Raw genomic sequence first — 23431 nt, 5'->3', positions numbered from 1 at the left:
TATTTGAAGTTTAGAGAAGTAATTCGAGGTAGTAGAGACGTAGCACTGCTACGTATGTGCTAAAATCAATTTTTAATTGCAAATAAATCAATAGTAAAAACTATGATGAATAATAGAAATAATAACAATAAGGATAAAAACCCTGTAAAAAGGTTTAATAAAATCTCAATAGGACTTGCTTCTCCTGAATCTATCTTGAAAGAATCAAGAGGTGAAGTATTAAAGCCTGAAACGATCAACTACAGAACGCACAAGCCGGAGCGTGATGGTCTTTTCTGCGAACGAATTTTCGGACCAGTAAAAGATTTTGAATGTGCTTGTGGTAAGTATAAAAGAATACGTTACAAAGGTATTATCTGTGACCGTTGTGGTGTAGAAGTAACGGAGAAAAAAGTACGTAGAGACAGAGTTGGTCACATCAATTTGGTTGTGCCAATTGCTCATATCTGGTATTTCCGTTCACTTCCAAACAAAATTGGTTATATCCTTGGTCTTCCATCTAAGAAATTAGATATGATTATCTACTACGAAAGATACGTAGTAATCCAAGCAGGTATCGCTAAAAATGCAGAAGGTGAATCAGTACAAAGATTAGACTTTTTGACAGAAGAAGAATATTTAAATATTTTAGACACTCTTCCTGCTGACAACCAATATCTTGATGATTTTGACCCTAATAAATTCGTTGCCAAAATGGGAGCAGAATGTATTATGGACTTATTAGCAAGAATTGATTTGGATCAATTGTCTTACCAATTAAGACACAATGCTAACAATGAAACGTCTAAACAACGTAAAACTGAAGCGTTAAAAAGATTACAAGTTGTGGAATCTTTCCGTGAGTCTAACTTGAACCGTGAGAATCGTCCAGAATGGATGATTATGAAAGTGGTACCAGTTATTCCACCAGAATTGCGTCCGCTTGTGCCACTTGATGGAGGTCGTTTTGCAACTTCAGATTTAAATGATTTATACCGTCGTGTAATTATACGTAACAACCGTTTGAAAAGATTAATGGAGATTAAAGCTCCAGAAGTTATCTTAAGAAACGAAAAACGTATGTTGCAGGAATCTGTAGATTCACTTTTCGATAATACTCGTAAAGCATCTGCAGTGAAAACAGAATCAAACAGACCATTAAAATCATTATCTGATTCCCTTAAAGGTAAACAAGGACGTTTCCGTCAAAATTTACTTGGAAAACGTGTGGATTATTCTGCTCGTTCGGTAATTGTTGTTGGACCTGAATTGAAATTGTCTGAATGTGGTATCCCAAAAGATATGGCAGCAGAATTATACAAACCTTTCGTTATCCGTAAATTGATAGAAAGAGGAATTGTAAAAACGGTTAAATCAGCTAAGAAAATAATAGATAAGAAAGAGCCTGTAGTTTGGGATATCCTTGAAAATGTTATCAAAGGTCACCCAATATTACTGAATCGTGCTCCTACTTTGCACAGATTAGGTATCCAAGCATTCCAACCAAAATTAATTGAAGGAAAAGCAATCCAATTGCACCCTTTAGTTTGTACGGCGTTTAATGCGGATTTTGATGGGGATCAAATGGCAGTTCACTTGCCTTTAGGACCAGAAGCTATTTTGGAAGCACAACTATTAATGTTGGGTTCTCACAATATTCTGAACCCTGCAAATGGTGCTCCAATTACGGTACCTTCTCAGGATATGGTTTTGGGTCTATATTATATGACCAAAGAACGTTTATCTACTCCTGAGCTTAAAATTTTAGGAGAAGGAATCACTTTTTATTCTGCTGAAGAAGTAAATATTGCTTTGAATGAAGGTAGATTAGAATTGAATGCTTCTGTGAAAATTAGAGCAAAAGATTTTAATGAAGCAGGTGAGTTGGTTTACCAAATCATCAAAACAACTGCGGGTCGTGTATTATTTAATGAAGTAGTACCGGAAGCAGCTGGATATATCAATGATGTATTGACTAAGAAAAACCTTAGAGACATTATCGGTCACGTTTTAAGTTCTACTGATGTACCTACAACAGCGGCTTTCTTGGATAACATGAAAGACATGGGGTACAAATTTGCCTTCAAAGGTGGTTTGTCATTCTCTCTTGGAGATATTAGAATTCCAGATCAAAAACCAAAATTAATTGCAGACGCCAGAGAACAAGTTCAAGGTATTTCTGTAAATTATAATATGGGTCTTATTACCAATAACGAACGTTACAACCAAGTTATTGATGTATGGACTTCAGCAAATGCTCAATTGACAGAGTTAGCAATGAAAAACATTAGAGAAGACCAACAAGGTTTCAACTCAGTGTATATGATGCTTGATTCTGGAGCAAGGGGTTCCAAAGAACAAATTCGTCAGTTAACTGGTATGCGTGGTTTGATGGCCAAGCCAAAAAAATCTACTGCTGGTGGTGGTGAGATTATTGAAAACCCGATTCTTTCTAACTTTAAAGAAGGTCTTTCGATCCTTGAGTACTTTATCTCTACTCACGGGGCGCGTAAAGGTCTTGCGGATACGGCATTGAAAACTGCCGATGCAGGATATTTAACAAGAAGATTGCATGATGTATCTCAAGATGTTATTGTTAACATTGAAGATTGTGGTACTCTTAGAGGTGTTGAAGTTTCAGCATTGAAGAAAAATGAGGAAATTGTTGAATCATTAGGAGAAAGAATTTTAGGACGTGTTGTTTTACAAGACGTAATTAATCCTTTAAACAATGAAGTTTTAATTCAATCTGGACAACAAATCACTGAAGTTATAATGAAAGCAATTGACGCTTCTCCAATCGAGAAAGTGGAAGTGCGTTCACCATTGACTTGTGAAGCGTTAAAAGGTATTTGTGCAAAATGTTACGGTAGAAATTTAGCTACTGGTAAAATGACACAAAGAGGAGAAGCAGTTGGTGTTATTGCAGCACAATCTATTGGAGAACCGGGTACACAGTTAACATTACGTACATTCCACGTTGGTGGGGTTGCGGGTGGTATTTCTGAAGAATCAAGCATCGTTACGAAATTTAATGGTAAACTTGAAATCGAAGATTTAAAAACTGTTAAAGGAGAAGATAGTGAAGGTAATGCAGTTGATATTGTTGTATCTCGTTCTACTGAATTGAAATTAATTGATGAAAGAACAGGTATCTTATTAAGTACAAATAATATCCCTTACGGTTCAAGTATTTTCGTTAAAGACGGTCAGTCAGTTGCAAAAGGAGATGTGATTTGTAAATGGGATCCATATAATGGAGTTATTGTTTCTGAATTTACCGGTAAAATTGCTTACGAAGATTTAGAGCAAGGTCAATCATTCATGGTTGAAATTGATGAGCAAACTGGTTTCCAAGAAAAAGTAATTTCTGAATCTAGAGCTAAAAAATTAATTCCAACTTTATTGGTTTACGGTAAAGAAGGGGAACTAATTCGTTCGTATAACTTACCAGTTGGAGCCCACTTGATGGTTGAAAACGGTGAGAAAATTAAAGCAGGTAAAGTATTGGTAAAAATTCCACGTCGTTCTTCTAAATCAGGAGATATTACAGGAGGTTTACCTAGAATTACAGAGTTGTTAGAAGCTCGTAATCCTTCAAACCCAGCTGTTGTTTCTGAAATCGATGGTGTTGTTTCTTTTGGAAAAATCAAAAGAGGTAACCGTGAGATTGTTATCGAATCTAAATTTGGTGACGTTAGAAAATACTTGGTTAAATTATCAAGCCAAATTCTAGTTCAAGAAAATGACTTCGTAAGAGCAGGGGTGCCTTTATCTGATGGTGCAATTACTCCGGATGATATTTTAAGAATCCAAGGACCAGCAGCTGTTCAACAGTATTTGGTAAATGAAATTCAAGAAGTATACCGTTTACAAGGGGTAAAAATCAACGACAAACACTTTGAAGTAGTAATACGTCAAATGATGCGTAAAGTAAGAGTACAAGATCCAGGTGATACTTTATTTTTAGAAGATCAATTGATTCACACTAAAGACTTTATCGTTCAAAATGATAAATTATACGGTATGAAAGTGGTTGAAGATGCTGGAGATTCTAGTGCATTAAAAGAAGGTCAAATTATTACGCCTCGTGAGTTGCGTGATGAAAACTCTCTTTTAAAACGTACAGATAAAAATCTTGTTGTAGCTCGTGATGTTGTTACTGCAACTGCAACACCAGTTTTACAAGGTATTACAAGAGCGTCACTTCAAACTAAATCGTTTATTTCTGCTGCCTCTTTCCAAGAAACTACTAAAGTATTGAACGAAGCTGCTGTTGCAGGTAAAATCGATTACTTAGAAGGATTGAAAGAAAATGTAATTGTAGGACATAGAATCCCTGCCGGAACAGGTATGAGAGAATATGACAATACGATTGTAGGTTCAAAAGAGGATTATAACGATATGATGGCTAACAAAGAAGAATATATTTATTAAAATATGAGTAATTCTAATCAACAACAAGAGCAAATTAATATTGAGCTTGATGAAAAAATTGCCGAAGGAATTTATTCCAATTTGGCAATAATAAATCACTCTTCATCAGAGTTTGTTTTAGATTTTGTAAGCATCATGCCTGGTATTCCTAAAGCTAAGGTGAAATCAAGAATTGTCTTGACACCACAACATGCTAAAAGATTGTTGAAAGCAATAGGAGAAAATATTCATCGTTTTGAAGTCGCTCATGGCGAAATAAAAGACACTGAACAAGCACCGATTCCGCTTAATTTTGGTCCTGCGGGACAAGCATAATATTCTTTAAAAGGCTCCAGAAATGGAGCCTTTTTTATTTTATCAAATGTAAATTTGGATTTTATTATTGATTTTTTGAAAGCATTAATACTACAATTTTATACCGTTTTTTTTTGAGTCTCTAGTGTACTGTATTATAATTCACAATAAATTTTATTCACAAATGGATATTAACTCACCATTAAATCTTATGCGTGAATAACAAATTTGTGCTTTAAACGAGTATTACGGTGCTTCATCGAAAATATTTTTTATTAAAAATTTAATGATTTAGTTTCGTCCAAGAATAAGGGAAACTATTATTAAATTTCTAATAAAAAACATAAAATGAATTATTTTTCAAAACATAATGACACTAAAAAGAGTAACAACATCTTTATGCTGTTGGTTATTATTTTATTGTCTAATGTTGCTGTTTTTGGTCAATCAACTGAAAATAATGTTGCTGCTAATGCTACTGAAGTTATTAGTGTTGCAAAGCAAGAAAATATTTCAACAAGTACTTCTTCTTCAAGTAGTATGAATTTTGTGTTATGGTTTATGGGTTCGAAACAAGATCCAAACAGTGCGATTTCTACACAAGGAACAAATACAAAAAAACAGGTTATCACTTCTGGAGCGGCTCCAAACCGTCTTTTGATAAAAACTTTTTTGAAAAAAGCAGTTAATTTGGAGAGTATGGTTGCTTAATCTTAAATTAATTTTATGATATAAAAAAAACGCTAATTTTTAAATTAGCGTTTTTTTATGCAACGTTTTATGAGGATGTAATTTTACTCAAATTCTGAAGTAAAATATAATTTCACATTTGGATATTTATTCTGTGTCATTTGGATCGTAAAGTCAGAATCAGCTAAAAATACTAATTGTCCGTATTTATCATGCGCCAAGAATTTCTGTTTGATTCTTCTAAATTCTTTAAACTCATCGCTTTTTAGATCATTTGGTTTTACCCAACATGCTTTGTGTACCGGAAAGTTTTCATACGTACATTTTGCGCCATATTCATGCTCTAAACGGTATTGGATAACCTCATATTGAAGTGCGCCAACTGTTCCAATAATTTTTCTGTTGTTCATTTCGAGTGTAAATAACTGTGCCACACCTTCGTCCATCAACTGGTCAATTCCTTTGTCCAATTGTTTGGCTTTCATTGGATCAGCGTTATTAATGTATCTGAAATGCTCTGGAGAGAAACTTGGAATTCCTTTGAAACTCATGATTTCCCCTTCGGTCAACGTATCACCAATTTTGAAATTCCCAGTATCATGCAAGCCTACAATATCACCTGGATAAGAGATGTCTACGATTTCTTTCTTTTCTGCAAAAAAGGCATTTGGACTCGAGAATTTTAAGTTTTTCTTTTGACGAACGTGATAATAGGGTTTATTTCTTTCGAAAGTTCCAGAAACAATTTTTATAAAGGCCAGACGGTCTCTGTGTTTTGGATCCATATTCGCGTGGATTTTAAAAACAAATCCAGTCATTTTTTCTTCTTTGGGATCCACTAATCGTGTTTCAGAATCTTTAGGTCTTGGCGATGGAGCAATTTGTACAAAACAGTCCAGTAATTCTCTAACTCCAAAATTATTCAATGCTGAACCAAAAAACACAGGTTGCAGTTTTCCGTCTAAATAGTCCTGACGATCAAATTTAGGATAAACCTCGTCTATTAGTTCTAATTCTTCTCGTAATCTGTCAGCGGGTTTTTGACCGATAATCTTTTCCAATTCTGGATTTTTAACATCGGAGAAAGCAATGGTTTCTTCAATATTTTTACGGCTGTCACCACTAAATAAGTTGATGTTTTGTTCCCATAAATTATAAATTCCTTGAAAATCATAACCCATTCCTATCGGGAAACTTAATGGAGTAACTGTTAAACCTAGTTTTTGTTCCACTTCATCCATTAAGTCAAAAGCATCTTTTCCTTCTCTGTCTAATTTATTGATGAACACGATAATTGGAATTTTTCGCATTCTACAAACAGCTACTAATTTTTCTGTTTGTTCCTCCACACCTTTGGCAACGTCAATTACAACAATAACACTGTCAACAGCGGTTAAGGTTCTAAAAGTATCCTCGGCAAAATCCTTGTGCCCGGGAGTATCGAGAATATTTATTTTTTTGTCTTTATAATTGAATGCCAAAACCGAAGTAGAAACCGAAATCCCTCTCTGACGCTCAATTTCCATAAAGTCACTGGTAGCGCCTTTTTTGATTTTGTTATTTTTTACAGCACCCGCTTCTTGAATCGCACCACCAAAAAGGAGGAGTTTCTCAGTAAGTGTTGTTTTTCCGGCATCAGGATGTGAGATAATCCCGAAAGTTCTTCTGCGTTGTATTTCTTCTAAAAAGCCCATATTTATATAAATAGTTTGCAAAAGTACTATTTATAAATGCCAATTAAAAATAAATACGGTTAGGTGTTGCTTTGTCCTGTTTTAGATTTTGAAACCGTGACTGATTTTTTTTGTTTTTCCTAAATGTTTATCCTTGTGTGTACGGTAAACTGAAATCGAAAGGAGAATAATGATATAAATAGGGCAATAAATAAATCCGTTTATAATTTTTTGTTAATAGTAGGTAGGAAACTTGTATTATGTAATTGAATTGTTATTTTTGTTCGTTTTAAATTTAAAGAATGCTAAGGAATTGTATTATAAATTCAATTCACTTCTTGATTCTTAAAGTGTATATTTGCCAAGATTACCGGAACATTTATAGGACCAGATTTAAAAACAGGAAAATAACGATCTTACGATAAAAAATAAATTAAAAAAATGCCATTAAAAAAAATACAAATGAAATCCATTAATAATAAAATTGCACTTACTTTTTTTCTTTTGCTTTTTTCAAGTGTTGTAGCAAGTGCGCAAGAAATTATTAAGGATAGTGTAGTTACTCCGGTTAAAAAAATACAATCTACTGGAAAACAAAAAATTGATGGTGTTATTGCCACTGTAGGTGACTATATTATATTAGATTCAGATATTGACAAGTCATATCTTGAAATTTCAGCAGGGGGAGGTTCTGTAAAAGACATTACAAGATGTCAAATGCTAGGAAAATTACTCGAAGATAAATTATATGCGCACCAGGCAATACAAGATAGTATTGTAGTGACAGATGCTGAAGTTAAAGGCATGATGGAAGATCGTCTGAACTATATGGTAGAGCAAATAGGATCTTTGGACAAAGTGGTGAAGTACTATAAAAAAGATTCTGAAGAAGAATTTAGAACTTATTTTTCTGATATTTTGAAAGAAGGTAAGTTAAGTACAGAAATGCAAAAGAAAATTGTTGATGGTGTAGAAATTACTCCTGAAGAAGTCCGTAATTATTTTAAAACAATTCCTACTACAGATCTTCCTTTTTTTGGTGTAGAATTGGAAGTGGCTCAAATTGTGGTTGCTCCTAAAGTTTCGGATGCCGATAAACAAAAAGTAATTGATAAACTGAATGGTTTCAAAAAAGAAATAGAAGAAGGTTCTAGTTTTTCTACTAAAGCTGTTTTGTATTCTCAGGATCCGGGTTCAAGATCGAATGGTGGGTTTTATAAAATGAATCGAAGAACGCCATTTGTAAAAGAATTTAAGGATGTGGCTTTTAGTCTTGCTGAAGGAGAAATTTCGGCTCCTTTTGAAACAGATTTTGGTTTTCATATCATTTATGTTGAAAAAATTAAAGGACAAGAAGTTGAGTTGCGTCATATATTATTGACACCAACTGTAACTGAGGACGCATTGAATGAAGCTAAAGAAAAAATTACTTTGATCAAAAAAAGAATCGAAGATAAAGAAATCACTTTTGCGGAAGCGGCCAGAACACTATCTGATGAGAAAGAAACAAGAGTTAACGGAGGTGCTTTAATCAACCCAAAAACACAAGACACTCGTTTTGAGTTGACAAAAATGGATCCGGCTTTTTACAGCCAAGTTTCTAATTTGAAAGAGGGAGAAGTTTCAGCTCCTATATTAGAACAAGGTGAAGAAGGAAAGAAAAAGTTCAAATTAATTACCGTGACAAATAGAATTGATGAGCATGCGGCTGATTATGCTAAAGATTACATCAAGATAAAAGACTTGGCTTTAAAAAGCAAGCAAATTACAGCTATTGGGAAATGGTTTGATGAAAAGATTAAAGAAACGTACATCAAAATCATTGGAGAATATAGAGATTGTGATTTCACAAACAATTGGCTTAAAAAATAGTATTCTTATTCCTTTATCAGATTAGAATTAGGAATAAAAAATTTTCGATAAATAAATAAAAAGAGTTAGTTTTATGATTTCATAACGCTAACTCTTTTTAATTTTAAATACTTAATACATGTCAGACGTAGCAGCAATACATAACTTAGTTCAGAAAAGGAATGAGCTAAAAACGGAGATAGCAAAAATCATTGTTGGTCAAGATGACGTGGTAGATCAAATTTTACTTTGTATATTTTCTGGAGGTCATGCATTATTAGTTGGAGTTCCCGGATTAGCCAAAACGTTGATGGTAAATACGCTTGCGCAAGCGCTGGGACTTGATTTCAAAAGAATTCAGTTTACTCCGGATTTGATGCCGTCAGATATATTGGGGAGTGAAATATTAGATGAAAATCGCCATTTTAAATTTATAAAAGGACCTATTTTTTCGAATATTATTCTGGCCGATGAGATCAACAGAACGCCACCAAAAACACAGGCTGCTTTGTTGGAGGCCATGCAGGAACGTTCCGTTACCATTGCTGGTGAGAACTATAAATTAGACTTGCCTTATTTTGTTTTGGCAACTCAAAATCCTATAGAGCAGGAAGGAACGTATCCTTTGCCTGAAGCACAATTAGACCGATTTATGTTTGCTATAAAACTGGAATATCCTTCTTTTGAAGAAGAAGTTCAGGTAGTAAAAAGGACGACTTCAGTTTTGAATAATACGATTAATCCATTGTTTACAGCACAAGAAATTATTGATTTCCAGCAATTAATCCGTAGAATACCTGTCGCTGATAATGTAATCGAATATGCAGTAACATTGGTGAGCAAAACAAGACCGGACAATTCTTTGTCTAACGAGTTTGTGAAAAATTATCTGGATTGGGGAGCAGGACCAAGAGCCTCTCAAAATTTAATTTTGGCCGCTAAAGCGAACGCGGCTTTCAATGGAAAATTTTCTCCTGATATTGAAGATGTAAAAGCCGTGGCAACCGGAATTTTGCGTCATAGAATTATCAAAAATTACAAAGCTGATGCCGAAGGAATTACGGAAGAAGCTATTATTCAGAAGCTGATGTAATAATTTTTAATATTGAGAAAAAAGCCAAACAAATTTCTAAAATCTGTTTGGCTTTTTTTGTTTTCACTTAATATGTTAGTTTGACCAAAAAGAGTCTTTAAAAATACAACTACAACGTTGTAAGTGATAATTTAGAAAGGTTCTTAGCTGAAAGCAGTGTAAAATATCACTCTCTAAGTATCGTTAAATTTCAACTTTCTCAAAGAAAAGATTTTAAATTATTGATAATTCATTATTTTAATTTAAAATTGAATTTTTGACAATAAAAAGTAGTGAAACTCTTTATTTTGTAATAATAATTTTTGAAAAAGCTACATCTATTATATTTTTTTTAATTCTCGGCTTTAATTCCTAAATTTGCGTACAAAAAATAAAAATACCAAGAAAAGACTTCTATTATGAACACTTATAAGGATTACATTCAAGAGATTGAAGAACGAAAAGGCCAAGGGCTTCACCCTAAACCAATTGATGGCGCTGAACTATTAAGCGAAATCATTGGGCAAATTAAAGATTTAAATAACGAGTACAGAGCGGATTCTCTTAACTTCTTTATTTATAATGTTGTGCCTGGAACTACTCCTGCTGCTAATGTAAAAGCTGATTTTTTAAAGGAAATCGTTCTAGGTCAATCAGTAGTTGCTGAAATTACGCCTGCTTTTGCTTTAGAGTTATTATCACATATGAAAGGTGGAACTTCTATTGAGGTACTCCTTGATTTAGCTTTAGGTAATAATGTTGCTATTGGAAAAGATGCTGCGGAAGTTTTAAAGACACAAGTTTTTCTTTATGAAGCAGATACGGATCGTTTAGAAGCAGCTTTCAAAAGCGGTAACGGAATAGCGAAAGAAATTCTAGAGAGTTATGCTAAGGCTGAGTTCTTTACTAAATTACCAGAAATAGCAGAAGAAATTAAGGTAGTTACTTTTATTGCTGGTGAAGGAGATATTTCAACTGATTTACTTTCTCCAGGAAACCAAGCGCACTCAAGATCAGATCGTGAACTTCATGGTAAATGTTTAATTTCTCCTGAAGCACAAGCTGAAATCAAAGCATTAGCAGAAGCGAATCCTGATAAGAGCGTGATGTTAATCGCTGAAAAAGGTACTATGGGTGTGGGGTCTTCAAGAATGTCAGGTGTAAACAACGTGGCGCTTTGGAGTGGTAAACAAGCAAGTCCATATGTTCCATTTATTAATATTGCTCCAATCGTAGCAGGAACAAACGGAATTTCTCCAATTTTTCTAACAACTGTTGATGTTACTGGTGGTATTGGTCTTGACCTTAAAAACTGGGTAAAAAAATTAGATGAAAATGGTAACGTTCTTCGTAATGAAAGCGGTGATCCTATTCTTGAAGAAGTATACTCTGTTGCTACTGGTACTGTTCTTACTATCAACACAAAAACAAAGAAACTTTATAACGGTGATAAGGAATTAATTGATATTTCTAAGGCATTCACGCCTCAGAAAATTGAATTTATTAAAGCTGGTGGGTCTTATGCTATTGTATTTGGAAAAAAACTTCAAACATTTGCATCAAAGACTCTTGGTATTGATATTGTACCTGTATATGCTCCGTCAAAAGAGGTTTCTGTTGAAGGACAAGGTCTTACAGCTGTAGAGAAAATATTTAATAAAAACGCGGTTGGTTCAACTCCGGGCAAAGTATTGCATGCTGGTTCAGATGTTCGTGTTACCGTAAATATTGTTGGTTCACAAGATACAACTGGTTTGATGACTTCTCAGGAATTAGAGTCTATGGCTGCTACTGTGATTTCTCCAATTGTTGACGGTGCTTACCAATCAGGTTGTCACACTGCTTCTGTTTGGGATAATAAATCTAAAGCAAATATTCCTAGATTGATGAAATTTATGAACGACTTCGGATTGATCACGGCTCGTGACCCGAAAGGTGTTTATCACGCAATGACTGATGTAATTCACAAAGTACTTAATGATATTACTGTAAACGAGTGGGCTATCATCATCGGTGGTGACTCTCATACCAGAATGTCTAAAGGTGTTGCTTTTGGTGCTGACTCTGGAACTGTTGCTCTTGCACTTGCTACTGGTGAAGCTTCAATGCCTATTCCTGAATCTGTGAAGGTAACATTCAAAGGAGATATGAAAGGGTATATGGATTTCCGAGATGTAGTTCATGCTACACAATCTCAGATGCTTAAAACATTTGGTGGAGAGAATGTATTTCAAGGAAGAATCATTGAGGTTCACCTTGGAACTCTTAATGCGGATCAAGCCTTTACGTTTACGGACTGGACTGCAGAAATGAAAGCAAAAGCTTCGATCTGTATTTCTGAGGATTATACCTTGATTGAATCACTAGAGATTGCGAAGGGTAGAATTCAGATTATGATTGACAAGGGAATGGATAATAAAAATCAAGTTCTTAAAGGATTGATTGCTATTGCTGATAAGAGAATCGCCGAAATTATATCAGGTGAGAAACCAGCGCTAAGACCAGATGCAAATGCTAAGTATTACGCTGAAGTTGTTGTTGATCTTGATCAGATTGCTGAACCAATGATTGCTGATCCTGACGTTAATAATGCTGATGTTTCTAAAAGATATACTCACGATACAATCAGACCTCTTTCTTTCTACGGAGGAATTAAAAAAGTAGATCTTGGATTTATCGGTTCTTGCATGGTTCACAAGGGAGATATGAAAATTCTAGCTCAAATGCTTAAAAATATTGATGAGCAAGAAGGTAAAGTAGAGTTCAAAGCGCCACTAGTTGTAGCTCCTCCTACTTATAATATTGTTGATGAATTAAAAGCAGAAGGTGACTGGGAGATTTTACAAAAATATTCTGGTTTCGAATTCGACGATAATGTTCCTAAAGCTGCGGCACGTACTGAATACGAAAATATGCTATATCTAGAGCGTCCAGGTTGTAACCTTTGTATGGGTAATCAAGAAAAAGCTGCTAAAGGAGATACTGTAATGGCGACATCTACTCGTCTTTTCCAAGGAAGAGTAGTGGAAGATGCTGAAGGTAAAAAGGGAGAGTCATTACTTTCCTCTACACCGGTTGTGGTTTTATCTACAATCCTTGGTAGAACTCCAACAATAGAAGAATATAAAACGGCAGTGGAAGGTATCAATCTAACTAAGTTTGCGCCTTCTCATAAGTTATTAGTTAAATAATTCACATAATTAGTTAATTATAGTTTAAAAGCCTGAGTCTAATGACTCAGGCTTTTTTTATACTCTATTTTTTTGTATCTTGTATGTTTAAAATAGAATAGTAACAATTATATATAAATCTTATGGCTTTTGATATTGAAATGATTAAAAAAGTGTACGACAACATGAGAACTCGTGTTGATAAAGCACGTGAGATAGTTGGTCACCCACTTACTTTAACAGAGAAAATTTTGTACAATCACCTTTGGGACGGAACTCCATCTGTCGCTTTTACGAGAGGTGCTGATTATGTTGATTTTGCTCCAGACAGAGTTGCTTGTCAAGATGCAACGGCTCAAATGGCATTGTTGCAATTCATGCATGCAGGTAAATCTAAAGTAGCTGTTCCTACAACAGTACACTGTGATCACTTGATTCAAGCTAAAGTTGATGCTGCAACCGATTTGGCAAGAGCAAAAACACAAAGTAATGAAGTATTTGAATTTCTTTCTTCGGTATCTAATAAATACGGAATCGGTTTCTGGAAACCGGGAGCAGGGATTATTCACCAAGTAGTTTTGGAAAACTATGCATTCCCAGGTGGAATGATGGTTGGTACCGATTCTCACACTGTAAATGCAGGTGGTTTAGGTATGGTAGCAATTGGTGTTGGTGGTGCTGATGCGGTTGATGTTATGTCAGGAATGGCTTGGGAATTAAAATTTCCTAAATTAATTGGAGTAAAATTGACTGGAAAACTTTCAGGTTGGACAGCTCCAAAAGATGTTATCCTTAAAGTGGCTGGAATTCTTACTGTAAAAGGTGGAACAGGTGCTATCGTTGAATATTTTGGTGAAGGTGCTACTTCTATGTCTTGTACAGGAAAAGGTACTATTTGTAATATGGGTGCCGAAATTGGTGCGACTACTTCTACATTTGGTTACGATGCTTCAATGGGACGTTATTTGCGTTCTACTAATAGAGCTGATGTAGCTGATGCTGCTGATAAAATTGCGCCTTACTTAACAGGTGATGCTGAAGTATATGCAAATCCGGAATTGTATTTCGACCAAGTTATCGAAATCAACTTAGACGAATTAGAGCCACATTTAAATGGACCTTATACTCCGGATTTAGCTACGCCAATTTCTAAAATGAAAGAGGAAGCAATCAAAAACAACTGGCCTTTAAAAATTGAAGTTGGTTTGATTGGTTCTTGTACGAACTCTTCTTACGAAGATATTGCTCGTGCAGCTTCATTGGCGAAACAAGTTACCGATAAAAACTTAAAAATAAAATCTCAATTTACCATTACTCCAGGTTCTGAAGTAGTGCGTTATACAATAGAACGTGACGGATTTATCGATATTTTCGATAAAATGGGAGCAACTGTTTTTGCTAACGCTTGCGGACCATGTATCGGAATGTGGGACAGAGAAGGTGCTGAGAAAGAAGAACGCAACACAATCGTTCACTCTTTCAACCGTAACTTTTCAAAACGTGCCGATGGAAATCCAAACACTTTGGCTTTCGTAGGTTCACCTGAATTGGTAACGGCGCTTGCAATTGCGGGAGATTTAGGTTTCAATCCGTTGACTGATACTTTAATCAATGAAAATGGAGAAGAAGTAAAATTAGACGCTCCAACGGGAAATGAATTGCCTCCAAAAGGGTTTGATGCGGAAGACCCAGGTTTTCAAGCGCCAGCCGAAGATGGTTCAGGTGTTCAAATCGCGGTTAGCGAAACTTCAGAAAGGTTACAATTATTAGCTCCGTTTTTACCTTGGGATGGAAAAAACATCACCGGTGCTAAATTGCTTATCAAAGCTTTCGGAAAATGTACTACAGATCACATCTCTATGGCTGGACCATGGTTGCGTTTCCGTGGACATTTAGATAATATTTCTAATAATATGTTGATTGGTGCTATCAATGCATTCAACCAAAAACCAAATACAGTTAAAAATCAGTTGACTGGTACGTACGATGCAGTTCCTGCTGTAGCGCGTGCTTATAAAGCAGCTGGTGTTCCTTCAATTGTTGTTGGGGATCACAATTACGGTGAAGGATCTTCTCGTGAACATGCGGCTATGGAACCTCGTTTCTTAGGTGTGAAAGCGGTATTGGTAAAATCATTTGCTCGTATCCATGAAACAAACCTTAAAAAACAAGGTCTTTTAGGATTGACATTTGCTACTGAAGCAGATTACGATAAAATCCAGGAAGATGACACCATCAATTTCACAGATTTAGTTGATTTTGCTCCAGGAAAACCGTTAACTCTAGAATTCGTTCACGCAGATGGAACCAAAGATATCATCTTGGCAAACCATACCTATAACGAAGGACAAATTGGTTGGTTCGTTGCAGGTTCGGCATTAAACTTGATTGCTGCTGCTGGAAAAGCATAAGTAAATTAAATATTTTATATTCAAAACTCTCAAGGTAACTTGGGAGTTTTTTTGATTCATTCCAAATTTATTTTAGGAGCTATTTCCTGCTGTCCGTTTCAAGCTTTTTCGCGCAATTGCTTTTTTCCAAGATAAAAAAGGAGCTTCCTTCGGTCGCTCTTTTTTATCAGGAAAAATAGGCAATTCCACTTCAAAAGGCTTTCCACTTTCATCAGGGCTAGAAATCAGAAGCCAAAATTTCAATCCATTTTATTTTTTTACACAGATTTGAAATTTTAAAAGATTTCTCCAATAAATCGAATTCGCTTTTTCTTTAATCTGTGGAAATCCTTTATCCCGAAGCTTCGGGAGTGGCAAAAATTAGTACTGGGATTAGTTACGGATAGTCATAAAAAGGAACGAGGTTTAAATCGAAAATAGGAACAAAATTCAAAAAACAGGGCGGAATTTTATTTTTTGAACGTTAAAATTTAAAAAAAGACTGTGTTTTTTGATTAAATCACTTATATTAGCTTTTTTGAAAAATTAAATTTTCAAAGAAGCTTTTTTTTGATTGTTTTTAGAATCAACCTTCTTTAGAATTTTTATTTTCAACGCAACACTGCATTAGTAGTGTACGGCGTAACGGTTTCAGCTGCTTTTGCAACTGAAATAAAAAATCAACTAGAATTTAAAATGAACACATTCTGACCCTCTTTTTTTAAAAGAGATAAGGATTATTTTTACAATTTTTTAAATAGAATAGTAAAAAAGCAAACCATAGCGAGATTTAATAATTATATCCCGAAATCGCTGTGTAGAATAAAAATGGGATACGTAATTTGAAATAAATGAATATGAGTTTAAGATTAATTGTAACATTGTTTTTATTGAATAGTATCGTTCTTTTTTCTCAGGAAAAAAGCATGAAACACACCATAGTAAAAGGAGAAACAATTTCTAGTATTGCTGAGAAATATGATGTAAAACAAAGTGCTATTTTCAAATTAAATCCAAACGCAAAAAATCTCTTAAAACTCAATTCCATTTTATTAATTCCTGTAGCAGCCACAAAGAAAACAAATACTAAATCCAAGGTCGCAACAAATTCCTCCGCAAAAGAACACGAAGTACTTGCCAAAGAAACGCTTTACGGAATTGCCAAACAATACGGAATCTCCCTAAAAGAATTAAACGAACTCAATCCAACATTAGAATCTGCAGGATTGAAAATTGGTCAAAAAATTATAATTCCAGCGAACACATCTTCAACGGAAGTAGCTGTGACTCCTCAAACCAAAATGGGCTCTCAAAAAGCTGCATTAATAGTTGCTCCCCAGGTAATTGAAGCTGAAAAATCCACTACGGAACAAACCACAATAGAAGTACTGCCCAAAGAATCAAAATATTCTATCGCAAGAAAATACGGAATAACGGTTAAAGAATTAGACAAAGCCAATCCAACTTTAGGAACTAAACCTCTTAGAGTAGGTCAAAAAATAACTATTCCGGGAAATGGAATACCAGTGACTGAAGTGGCAGCTGTGCCACAACAAAGCAAAGAATTACCAAACGAAGCAGCTGTAGTTATTGCTGAACCCGTTACAATTGTACCAAAAATAGAAGAAGCGGTAGTTTCACAGCCAAAAATAAATACGCCAAGTGAAGAATCAGTAGATATTGCTCAACCTGTTGCAATTGTACTAAAAATAGCAGCAGCAGTAATTTCACAGCCCAAAATAGATTTGCCAAGATCAGAACTTACAGCTCTTCCTCAATCAAATGAAACAGTAAGCGCAACTTCAGAGAATATTGTTCGGGAAGTGTTGCCTAAAGAAACTAAATACGGTATTGCTAAACAATACGGAATTACGGTTCGGGAATTAGAAAAACAAAATCCAGAAGTTAAAAACGGACTTCGGGTAGGATATAAATTGAACATTCGTGCGAATAATGTGCCAGCAGAAAATGGTGCTGTTGTTAGCACTGATAGCGATAATACGACTACTATTGAAAGCACTAAAATTGATTTTAACAATTCAGTAAAACCTACTTTTAGTCATGATTTTCTGGATCAATTGATAGAACGTGCTTCAGAAAATATAGGAACCAGATATCGTACAGGTGGAACTTCAAAAGAAGGATTTGACTGCTCCGGTTTAATGTGTACTACTTTTGGTGCATTTGACATTAAGTTGCCAAGAACATCGAGAGAACAATCGGGTATTGGTACTAAAATAAATACCGAAGAAGCTCAAAAAGGCGATTTAATTTTCTTTAAAACGAATGGTAGACGCCAAATTAATCATGTGGGTATGGTGGTAGAAGTTTGTGAAGGAGAAATAAAATTCATTCACTCTTCAGTGAGTAATGGAGTTATTATTTCCTCAACAAAGGAAAAATATTATGAGAAAAATTTCTCCCAAATAAATAGAGTTTTGCAATAATTCTAAATAGTAAAATTCAATAATAATAAAGAATAAAAAAAGCGAAACTCCTCAGGCAACTAAGGAGTTTCGCTTTTTTAGTTTAATGATGTTCTACACTATTTATTTCAATCCGACATCATTTGGATACTTGAACGTATATTTGTTTGATTCCGTCTGCCCTAACGGTTATGGTGTCAAGTTTTTCTGGTCAGTTAGAAGTTACTGTATTTAAAATTAATTCTTGCCAAGAATGGTATTTATTATCTTTATCCATTCATCAATAGTGCTAGTATTGGTGTTTATGGCCACGCTATTATTGTTGTAAGGCAGGTACGTGCTTTGATTATTACGAGAAAATAGCCCAACAGTAGGTGTTTGCACAGCACTGGCTAAATGCATAATTCCACTGTCTGCACCAATAAAAATATTGGTATTTGCAATTACAGATCCAATTTCTCGAATATCTTTGCTGTAAAATGTTGGCGCTTTAAATCCTATTTTTGAAATATTTTCGACGGGCAAAACTTCTATAATAGTGTAGTCTTCATATTCCGTTTTTAATCTCTCATAAAATTCTTCCCACCAAGACTCCGAGTAGCATTTATCATCAGTTGCATAGGTGAAAATGGAAATAGTTTTTTTGTCATTAGGGACTATTTTGTCTACTATTTTTTTGCCTTCAGCCAGTTCTGCAGGGCTTAACTTAAGGTCTAAGGATGGAACTGGATTCTCGTTTTCCTCGAATCCTAATTTGGTTAAAAAACTTCTAAATTCATACACCGGATATTTTGCAATGTGTTCGTAATCCTTGTGTTTCAATTGAATTGTTTCGTCTTCCTCGCCAAAAAATTTATATTTTGCATTAGCAAACTGCGCAGACAATCTCCCTGATGAAGAACCTTTGGCGACATTTATTGCAATGTCATAGCGTTGTCTTTTGATTTTTGTCCAAACTTGAAAATAACGTATTAAATGTTTAAAAGGTTTTTTGGGAAGTTCAATGATGTAATTGATGTTCGTGTAATTTTTAAATATAATAGGTGCTAAACCGCCTTTTACAAACAAATCAATTTTGCAATCAGGAAAAGTAGTTATTACATCTTGAACCAGTGGCGTAATTAATAACAGGTTTCCTAACCTGTGATTCGGTCTGGAAATTAAAATTCTTTTTATTTCAATTTTGTGAGTCAAATCTATTTTTTGCTCAAAGTGTGAACTGCCAATGTTTTTAGTCAAACTACGCGTTACAATCCTTCGGAATACATTTACTTTTTTTAAGATACTCATACTTTTAAAAATATTAAATAGTTTTGAACCCGTTTTTGGTTAAAAAAAAGATTATGGATATTCATTATGTTGTAAAACATAAAGGAATCAAATCGTCTATAAGTAAGCTATGTATCAGACAAATGTACGATATTGATGGGATCATTCTGCCTATATCATAAAATTAAAAGGAACAATGAATCAGAATTCAGCTTGTTGAGATTGTAAATTGTATTTTATGTTGTACGAAGTTTACGCTGAATTTTGCGCTATCATTTCTTTGTGATCTGGTTCGGTTGGCTACTATTGCTTCATAATTTAAATTAATATAGAATTAATGTAAATTAGCTTTCTGCATCATAAAAAATAGCGCTATTGCTGAGCGGTCAGCATATATTTTGCAATCTTTGAACTCTAAAAAATTAATTAGCATTATGAGTAAGACGAAACTAACAATTAATCGCAACGGATCTATAAAAATAGAAGGTGATTTCGAAATAACAGACTGCGAAGGAAAAGTGTACGGATTAGAAGGAAGAACTGCCTTGGGTCTTTGCCGATGTGGATTATCAGTGAACAAACCTTTTTGCGATGGTTCACACCGCAACAATTTTGAACATGAATCAGCCGCATTTGACTTGCCGCCAATGAAAACTAATTAAAAACACATTTTCTCCATACATGTGAAAATGTACTAAGATTATGTAGATTGCTTTGTGTTTATAGGAATCTAATTTAAAGTATGATATAAAAAAGTTACATCTTCATGGGTGTAGCTTTTTTCTGTTTTTGTTGTCTGTCGTTGCGGGCACGGAAAAGATTTTCGCCTATCGAACTGAGGGCAATTATAGACATCCGAGTGAAAAAGAAACATAATGACTGAAACTCTCAAGGGAACTTGGGGTTTTTTTGTTTGTCAAGTTGGTATTAAGTTTTGATTGGCCTGCAAGTTTTTAAACGTGCTGCGGAAAATCCGGAGACTTTGAGGAGGTGTTTCTCGGTCTCCGACCGATATGTTTAAATAATTTCATGATTTATTTGCGGTCGGGAGACCGTTTGTCGTTTCCTCAAAGTCGCAGACTTTGCGGAGCGGCGACGGAAAAAGTCTGGAGACTTTTATACGTTTACGAGTTTCAAGGCAATTTAAAAAAACGCAAAGGCTGAAGACTTTGCGGAGCTAGGGAGCCTTTTTTTTTAATTACAATTTCTGATTTTCTACTTTATTATTAATTATTTATTCTGTTTAGATTTTACCATAAACTTTTTATTCTTTTCCTCTTGAAGCAGTCTATTCGTCATAATTCATTTCAAACTAAAATCTAAAATTTCATAAGACGTATACATTCCTTCAACATCTTTAATTGTATGTTTGACTTGTAGAGGAAAATATTTTTCAAGTATTTCATTGCTTTTTATAAAAGGATGAAACTTGCTTTTAATATCTTCAGTAACCCATAATTCCATTATATTTAATAATGACTTAAAACCTGAAGGCATTTCCAAATCGAAATAGTACATTACAACTCGAAAACATTTTAATCCTTTGATGGTTTTTGTTTCATTTTTATATTCTTCAATTCCAGTTATGGCTAATAAATCATCGTTTTGAAAATCTGTAGAATTAGTAATCTTTTTTTTATTTAAATATTTGTCATTTACTGAAATGAATTCTTCAATTTCATAATTGTTGTATGTGTGATGATATTTTATTAAGCTTTTTGGTTTATTTGAAATAATTTCTTGCATTGCAATTGATTTCATCATTTCAAACATTTGATTAAGCTGTTGATTTATTGAATCTGGTATTTGACTAATTTTATTGCCTCTTTCCATTAATACTTCCTTTTTTGCTTCTAATAACATTTTGTAAAAAGATTTATCAAAAGATTTTTTATACAATAAAGTATCTGTAATTATTTCTTTTTTTATAAAAACAATTGCTCCATTTTTTGGAACAATTGTTTCATTTTGTGAATAAAGTAAATTACTAATAATAAGAATTAAAATTAATAGCTTGGAATTTTTAAAATTATGCTTTTCCATATACTTTTTCTCTTTCGCCACCTGGCATTAACCATTCATATATTGATAATTCAATTGGTTTAAATTCAATCCCTGTAATTCCTTCTTTTTCAATTTCATTTTTTAATCTTTCTGAAATAATGCCTTTTTGTCCTCCATTTTCATGAAATCTTATGGAGAATAAATCTAATTTCATTTTTTCATTAAAAAAAATATTTGATATTGCTATTGTTTCGGGATATTTTAAAACATTAATTTTTGTAAGAAAATGATCTAAATCAGAGATGTTGATTTCATCAGTAATATCACGACTTAAACCATTTTTTATGAAAAAAGTTGTTTTTGCAAAATCAATATAGTTAAATGCAAAATCAAATATATTAATTACCCAATAGTTACTTAATTTTTCATTTTCTTGAATAACATAGGTCTTAAAAAATTGAAACCCAAAGATGTTAAATTTCTCGAGTATTTCTTTCAATTTATTACTAATTAAGTAACTAAAATTAAAACCAACATCTCCAAAGGTATCTATTAAATCTGTTCTTTTGGCTTTTGAATGTAAAACAACATTTGATAAAACAGGTTGAATCTCGATTTTTTCAAAAATAAATTTATCAATAAAATTTGGATCTTCCCAAACATTACAATGATGCACAAACCCTTTGGCTTGAGGTATCTTGCCCATTATTTTTTTATTAAGGCTACTCTCTATTGAATAATATTTCATGATATATTATGGTAAAACTATGTTATTAATTGGTGTATTAGGATGAGTCGCAATCCAATTTCGAACCTGTTGTGTTAAACTTGTTAAAAAGGTATAACATTGATCTGGTGTAGCATTGGGATAATCAGTATTAAAAAGATCAAATTTTGATTGAATTACAGCATCATAATTAAAGTGTGAACCACTATGCACTGCTGTACTTAAAGGAATACCATTTAAAGCCTCATTCATATGAAAAGCACTTCCCGATTTTGAAGCTTTTTGCACAATAGATTTTGTTTGTTTATTTAATGGAATAATGTGATGTGCTTGATTAAGATTTCCAACAGCTAATCCAAGTACTTTTCTTAGTTGTGCTCTGCAAGTATTGTCAGAACCAAAATATATTGTTCCATCTACCAAAACTTTCCATGTTAGTTTTACTTTTGTTCCTATAGTCGCAACTGTCTTTATTTTTACAGCATACTTAACACCTACAGCTGCCCATCCATAAACTGGAACAGCACTTGCAAAGCTAAAGGCTGCATTTACCTTGTCGCCTTCTATAGTATATAGAGTGCCATTCGCTAAATCGGCTACTTCGCCAATAACTGGAATTAGTCCAAAAGCATCAAGTGTCATGTGCCTTAAATCCCATAAAACGCTGTAATAAATTTGTACTTCGTTCCAATTTGGATGAAGGTATTTTTTCACTGCTCGTTGTATTAAATATTCTTGTGCAATTTGCGCAGCTAATAAAGGATCAATTAAAATTTGATTTTGCACATCTTGGCTGAAATAACTAATATTATCTTGAACAAATGATTCGGTTAAATTATCTTGGAAATTATTTGTTGCTCTTAAAGCTTTAAAAAACAATTCGGTAGTTTCGGAATCGCTATTTAACGTATTTGCGATCCAATAATTTATAATTTCTACTGCAAAAGCTTTAGCTTCTTGAGAGAAAATATTTTTTTCAAGGTAAGATCCTAATGCATTATATTCGTCAATAGTTGCGGTATTTACTAGCCAATTGTAAGCATCAGAATCAGAAGCTAAGTTTAATTTAAAGGCCAACGGATCCGCACCTTCAGGTACTTGATTTTCTATGATGCTTGATATAATAATATTATTGTTGGTTATAGTTACATTACTGTTGCCACCACCAGACTGGTTGTTATTGGCAAGATAGGTTGATGCAGCTGTAGTAGAATTTGAATTACTTGTGCAAAATGTATCCGAAAGATATTGTGAAAATGGAGATGAACATCCAGGAGTATCCTTACAACCACATGCGCTATCATGATAATGCGTACCAGTACTGCTAAGCCCAGAACAAGGATAGTTAATTATAATTGACACGTTATAGCAATAAGCACTACCACCTCCAGAAGGGTCTCCATTATCAGTGCCAGAACCACCAGGCGCATCTATTAATGCAATTTCTCG

The 23431-nt window shown here is 34.0% G+C and carries 15 protein-coding genes; 9 read left to right on the top strand and 6 right to left on the bottom strand.

The window, feature by feature from the left end; translation table 11 throughout:
- Positions 1-102 precede the first annotated feature (102 nt).
- The 3 genes from rpoC (at position 103) to E0I26_RS11905 (ending at position 5421) form a co-directional block, all read left to right on the top strand.
- Positions 103-4416, top strand: a complete 4314-nt coding sequence (rpoC, locus tag E0I26_RS11915; protein WP_131916703.1) for a DNA-directed RNA polymerase subunit beta' — start codon at positions 103-105, stop codon at positions 4414-4416.
- A gap of 3 nt (positions 4417-4419) precedes the next feature.
- The gene (locus E0I26_RS11910; RefSeq protein WP_073354716.1) at positions 4420-4731 is read left to right on the top strand and encodes a DUF3467 domain-containing protein; all 312 of its coding nucleotides are present in this window, start codon (positions 4420-4422) and stop codon (positions 4729-4731) included.
- A gap of 327 nt (positions 4732-5058) precedes the next feature.
- Positions 5059-5421 carry a hypothetical protein gene (locus E0I26_RS11905; RefSeq protein WP_131916702.1) on the top strand — a complete coding sequence of 121 codons (363 nt, stop codon included), beginning with the start codon at positions 5059-5061 and terminating at the stop codon, positions 5419-5421.
- An 83-nt stretch (positions 5422-5504) separates the two neighbouring features.
- On the opposite strand, the gene E0I26_RS11900 is transcribed toward E0I26_RS11905, so the two are convergent.
- The gene (locus E0I26_RS11900) at positions 5505-7094 is read right to left on the bottom strand and encodes a peptide chain release factor 3 (RefSeq protein ID WP_131916701.1); all 1590 of its coding nucleotides are present in this window, start codon (positions 7092-7094) and stop codon (positions 5505-5507) included.
- Between the two features lie 420 nt (positions 7095-7514).
- Between E0I26_RS11900 and E0I26_RS11895 the strand changes: the two genes are divergently transcribed.
- From E0I26_RS11895 to E0I26_RS11880, 4 genes are all read left to right on the top strand, one after another.
- A complete protein-coding gene (locus E0I26_RS11895) occupies positions 7515-8945 on the top strand; it encodes a peptidylprolyl isomerase (protein ID WP_131916700.1) in 1431 nt (476 codons plus the stop codon).
- 118 nt (positions 8946-9063) lie between these two features.
- Positions 9064-10017 carry an AAA family ATPase gene (locus tag E0I26_RS11890; protein ID WP_131916699.1) on the top strand — a complete coding sequence of 318 codons (954 nt, stop codon included), beginning with the start codon at positions 9064-9066 and terminating at the stop codon, positions 10015-10017.
- A gap of 398 nt (positions 10018-10415) precedes the next feature.
- Entirely contained in the window at positions 10416-13187 is a 2772-nt protein-coding gene (locus E0I26_RS11885; protein ID WP_131916698.1) for a bifunctional aconitate hydratase 2/2-methylisocitrate dehydratase, read from the top strand.
- 122 nt (positions 13188-13309) lie between these two features.
- The gene (locus tag E0I26_RS11880; protein WP_131916697.1) at positions 13310-15577 is read left to right on the top strand and encodes an aconitate hydratase; all 2268 of its coding nucleotides are present in this window, start codon (positions 13310-13312) and stop codon (positions 15575-15577) included.
- A 72-nt stretch (positions 15578-15649) separates the two neighbouring features.
- Here the strand turns inward: E0I26_RS11880 and E0I26_RS16510 are convergent, their stop codons facing one another.
- Positions 15650-15820 carry a hypothetical protein gene (locus tag E0I26_RS16510; protein WP_165929444.1) on the bottom strand — a complete coding sequence of 57 codons (171 nt, stop codon included), beginning with the start codon at positions 15818-15820 and terminating at the stop codon, positions 15650-15652.
- A gap of 593 nt (positions 15821-16413) precedes the next feature.
- Between E0I26_RS16510 and E0I26_RS11875 the strand changes: the two genes are divergently transcribed.
- Positions 16414-18003, top strand: coding sequence for a peptidoglycan endopeptidase (locus tag E0I26_RS11875; RefSeq protein ID WP_235831764.1), 1590 nt, complete (start codon positions 16414-16416; stop codon positions 18001-18003).
- Positions 18004-18219: 216 nt separating this feature from the next.
- On the opposite strand, the gene E0I26_RS11870 is transcribed toward E0I26_RS11875, so the two are convergent.
- The gene (locus E0I26_RS11870; RefSeq protein ID WP_131916696.1) at positions 18220-19272 is read right to left on the bottom strand and encodes a glycosyltransferase family 9 protein; all 1053 of its coding nucleotides are present in this window, start codon (positions 19270-19272) and stop codon (positions 18220-18222) included.
- 413 nt (positions 19273-19685) lie between these two features.
- On the opposite strand from E0I26_RS11870, the gene E0I26_RS11865 reads away from it, so the two are divergent.
- The gene (locus tag E0I26_RS11865) at positions 19686-19913 is read left to right on the top strand and encodes a CDGSH iron-sulfur domain-containing protein (RefSeq protein ID WP_131916695.1); all 228 of its coding nucleotides are present in this window, start codon (positions 19686-19688) and stop codon (positions 19911-19913) included.
- A 640-nt stretch (positions 19914-20553) separates the two neighbouring features.
- On the opposite strand, the gene E0I26_RS11860 is transcribed toward E0I26_RS11865, so the two are convergent.
- The 3 genes from E0I26_RS11860 to E0I26_RS11850 form a co-directional block, all read right to left on the bottom strand.
- Positions 20554-21294 carry a hypothetical protein gene (locus tag E0I26_RS11860; RefSeq protein ID WP_131916694.1) on the bottom strand — a complete coding sequence of 247 codons (741 nt, stop codon included), beginning with the start codon at positions 21292-21294 and terminating at the stop codon, positions 20554-20556.
- Positions 21281-22003: an imm11 family protein gene (locus E0I26_RS11855; RefSeq protein ID WP_131916693.1), complete on the bottom strand. Its 723-nt coding sequence runs from the start codon at positions 22001-22003 to the stop codon at positions 21281-21283. Before E0I26_RS11855 ends, E0I26_RS11860 begins: the two co-directional genes overlap by 14 nt.
- A gap of 6 nt (positions 22004-22009) precedes the next feature.
- Positions 22010-23431, bottom strand: a 1422-nt coding sequence (locus tag E0I26_RS11850; RefSeq protein ID WP_205728798.1) for an AHH domain-containing protein, incomplete at its 5' end; no start/stop codon positions are given.

It is taken from the genome of Flavobacterium rhamnosiphilum, from assembly GCF_004349195.1.
Lineage (GTDB): Bacteria > Bacteroidota > Bacteroidia > Flavobacteriales > Flavobacteriaceae > Flavobacterium > Flavobacterium rhamnosiphilum.
Note: the sequence above shows the minus strand (reverse complement) of the source record. Positions and strands in the feature narration are given on the sequence as shown.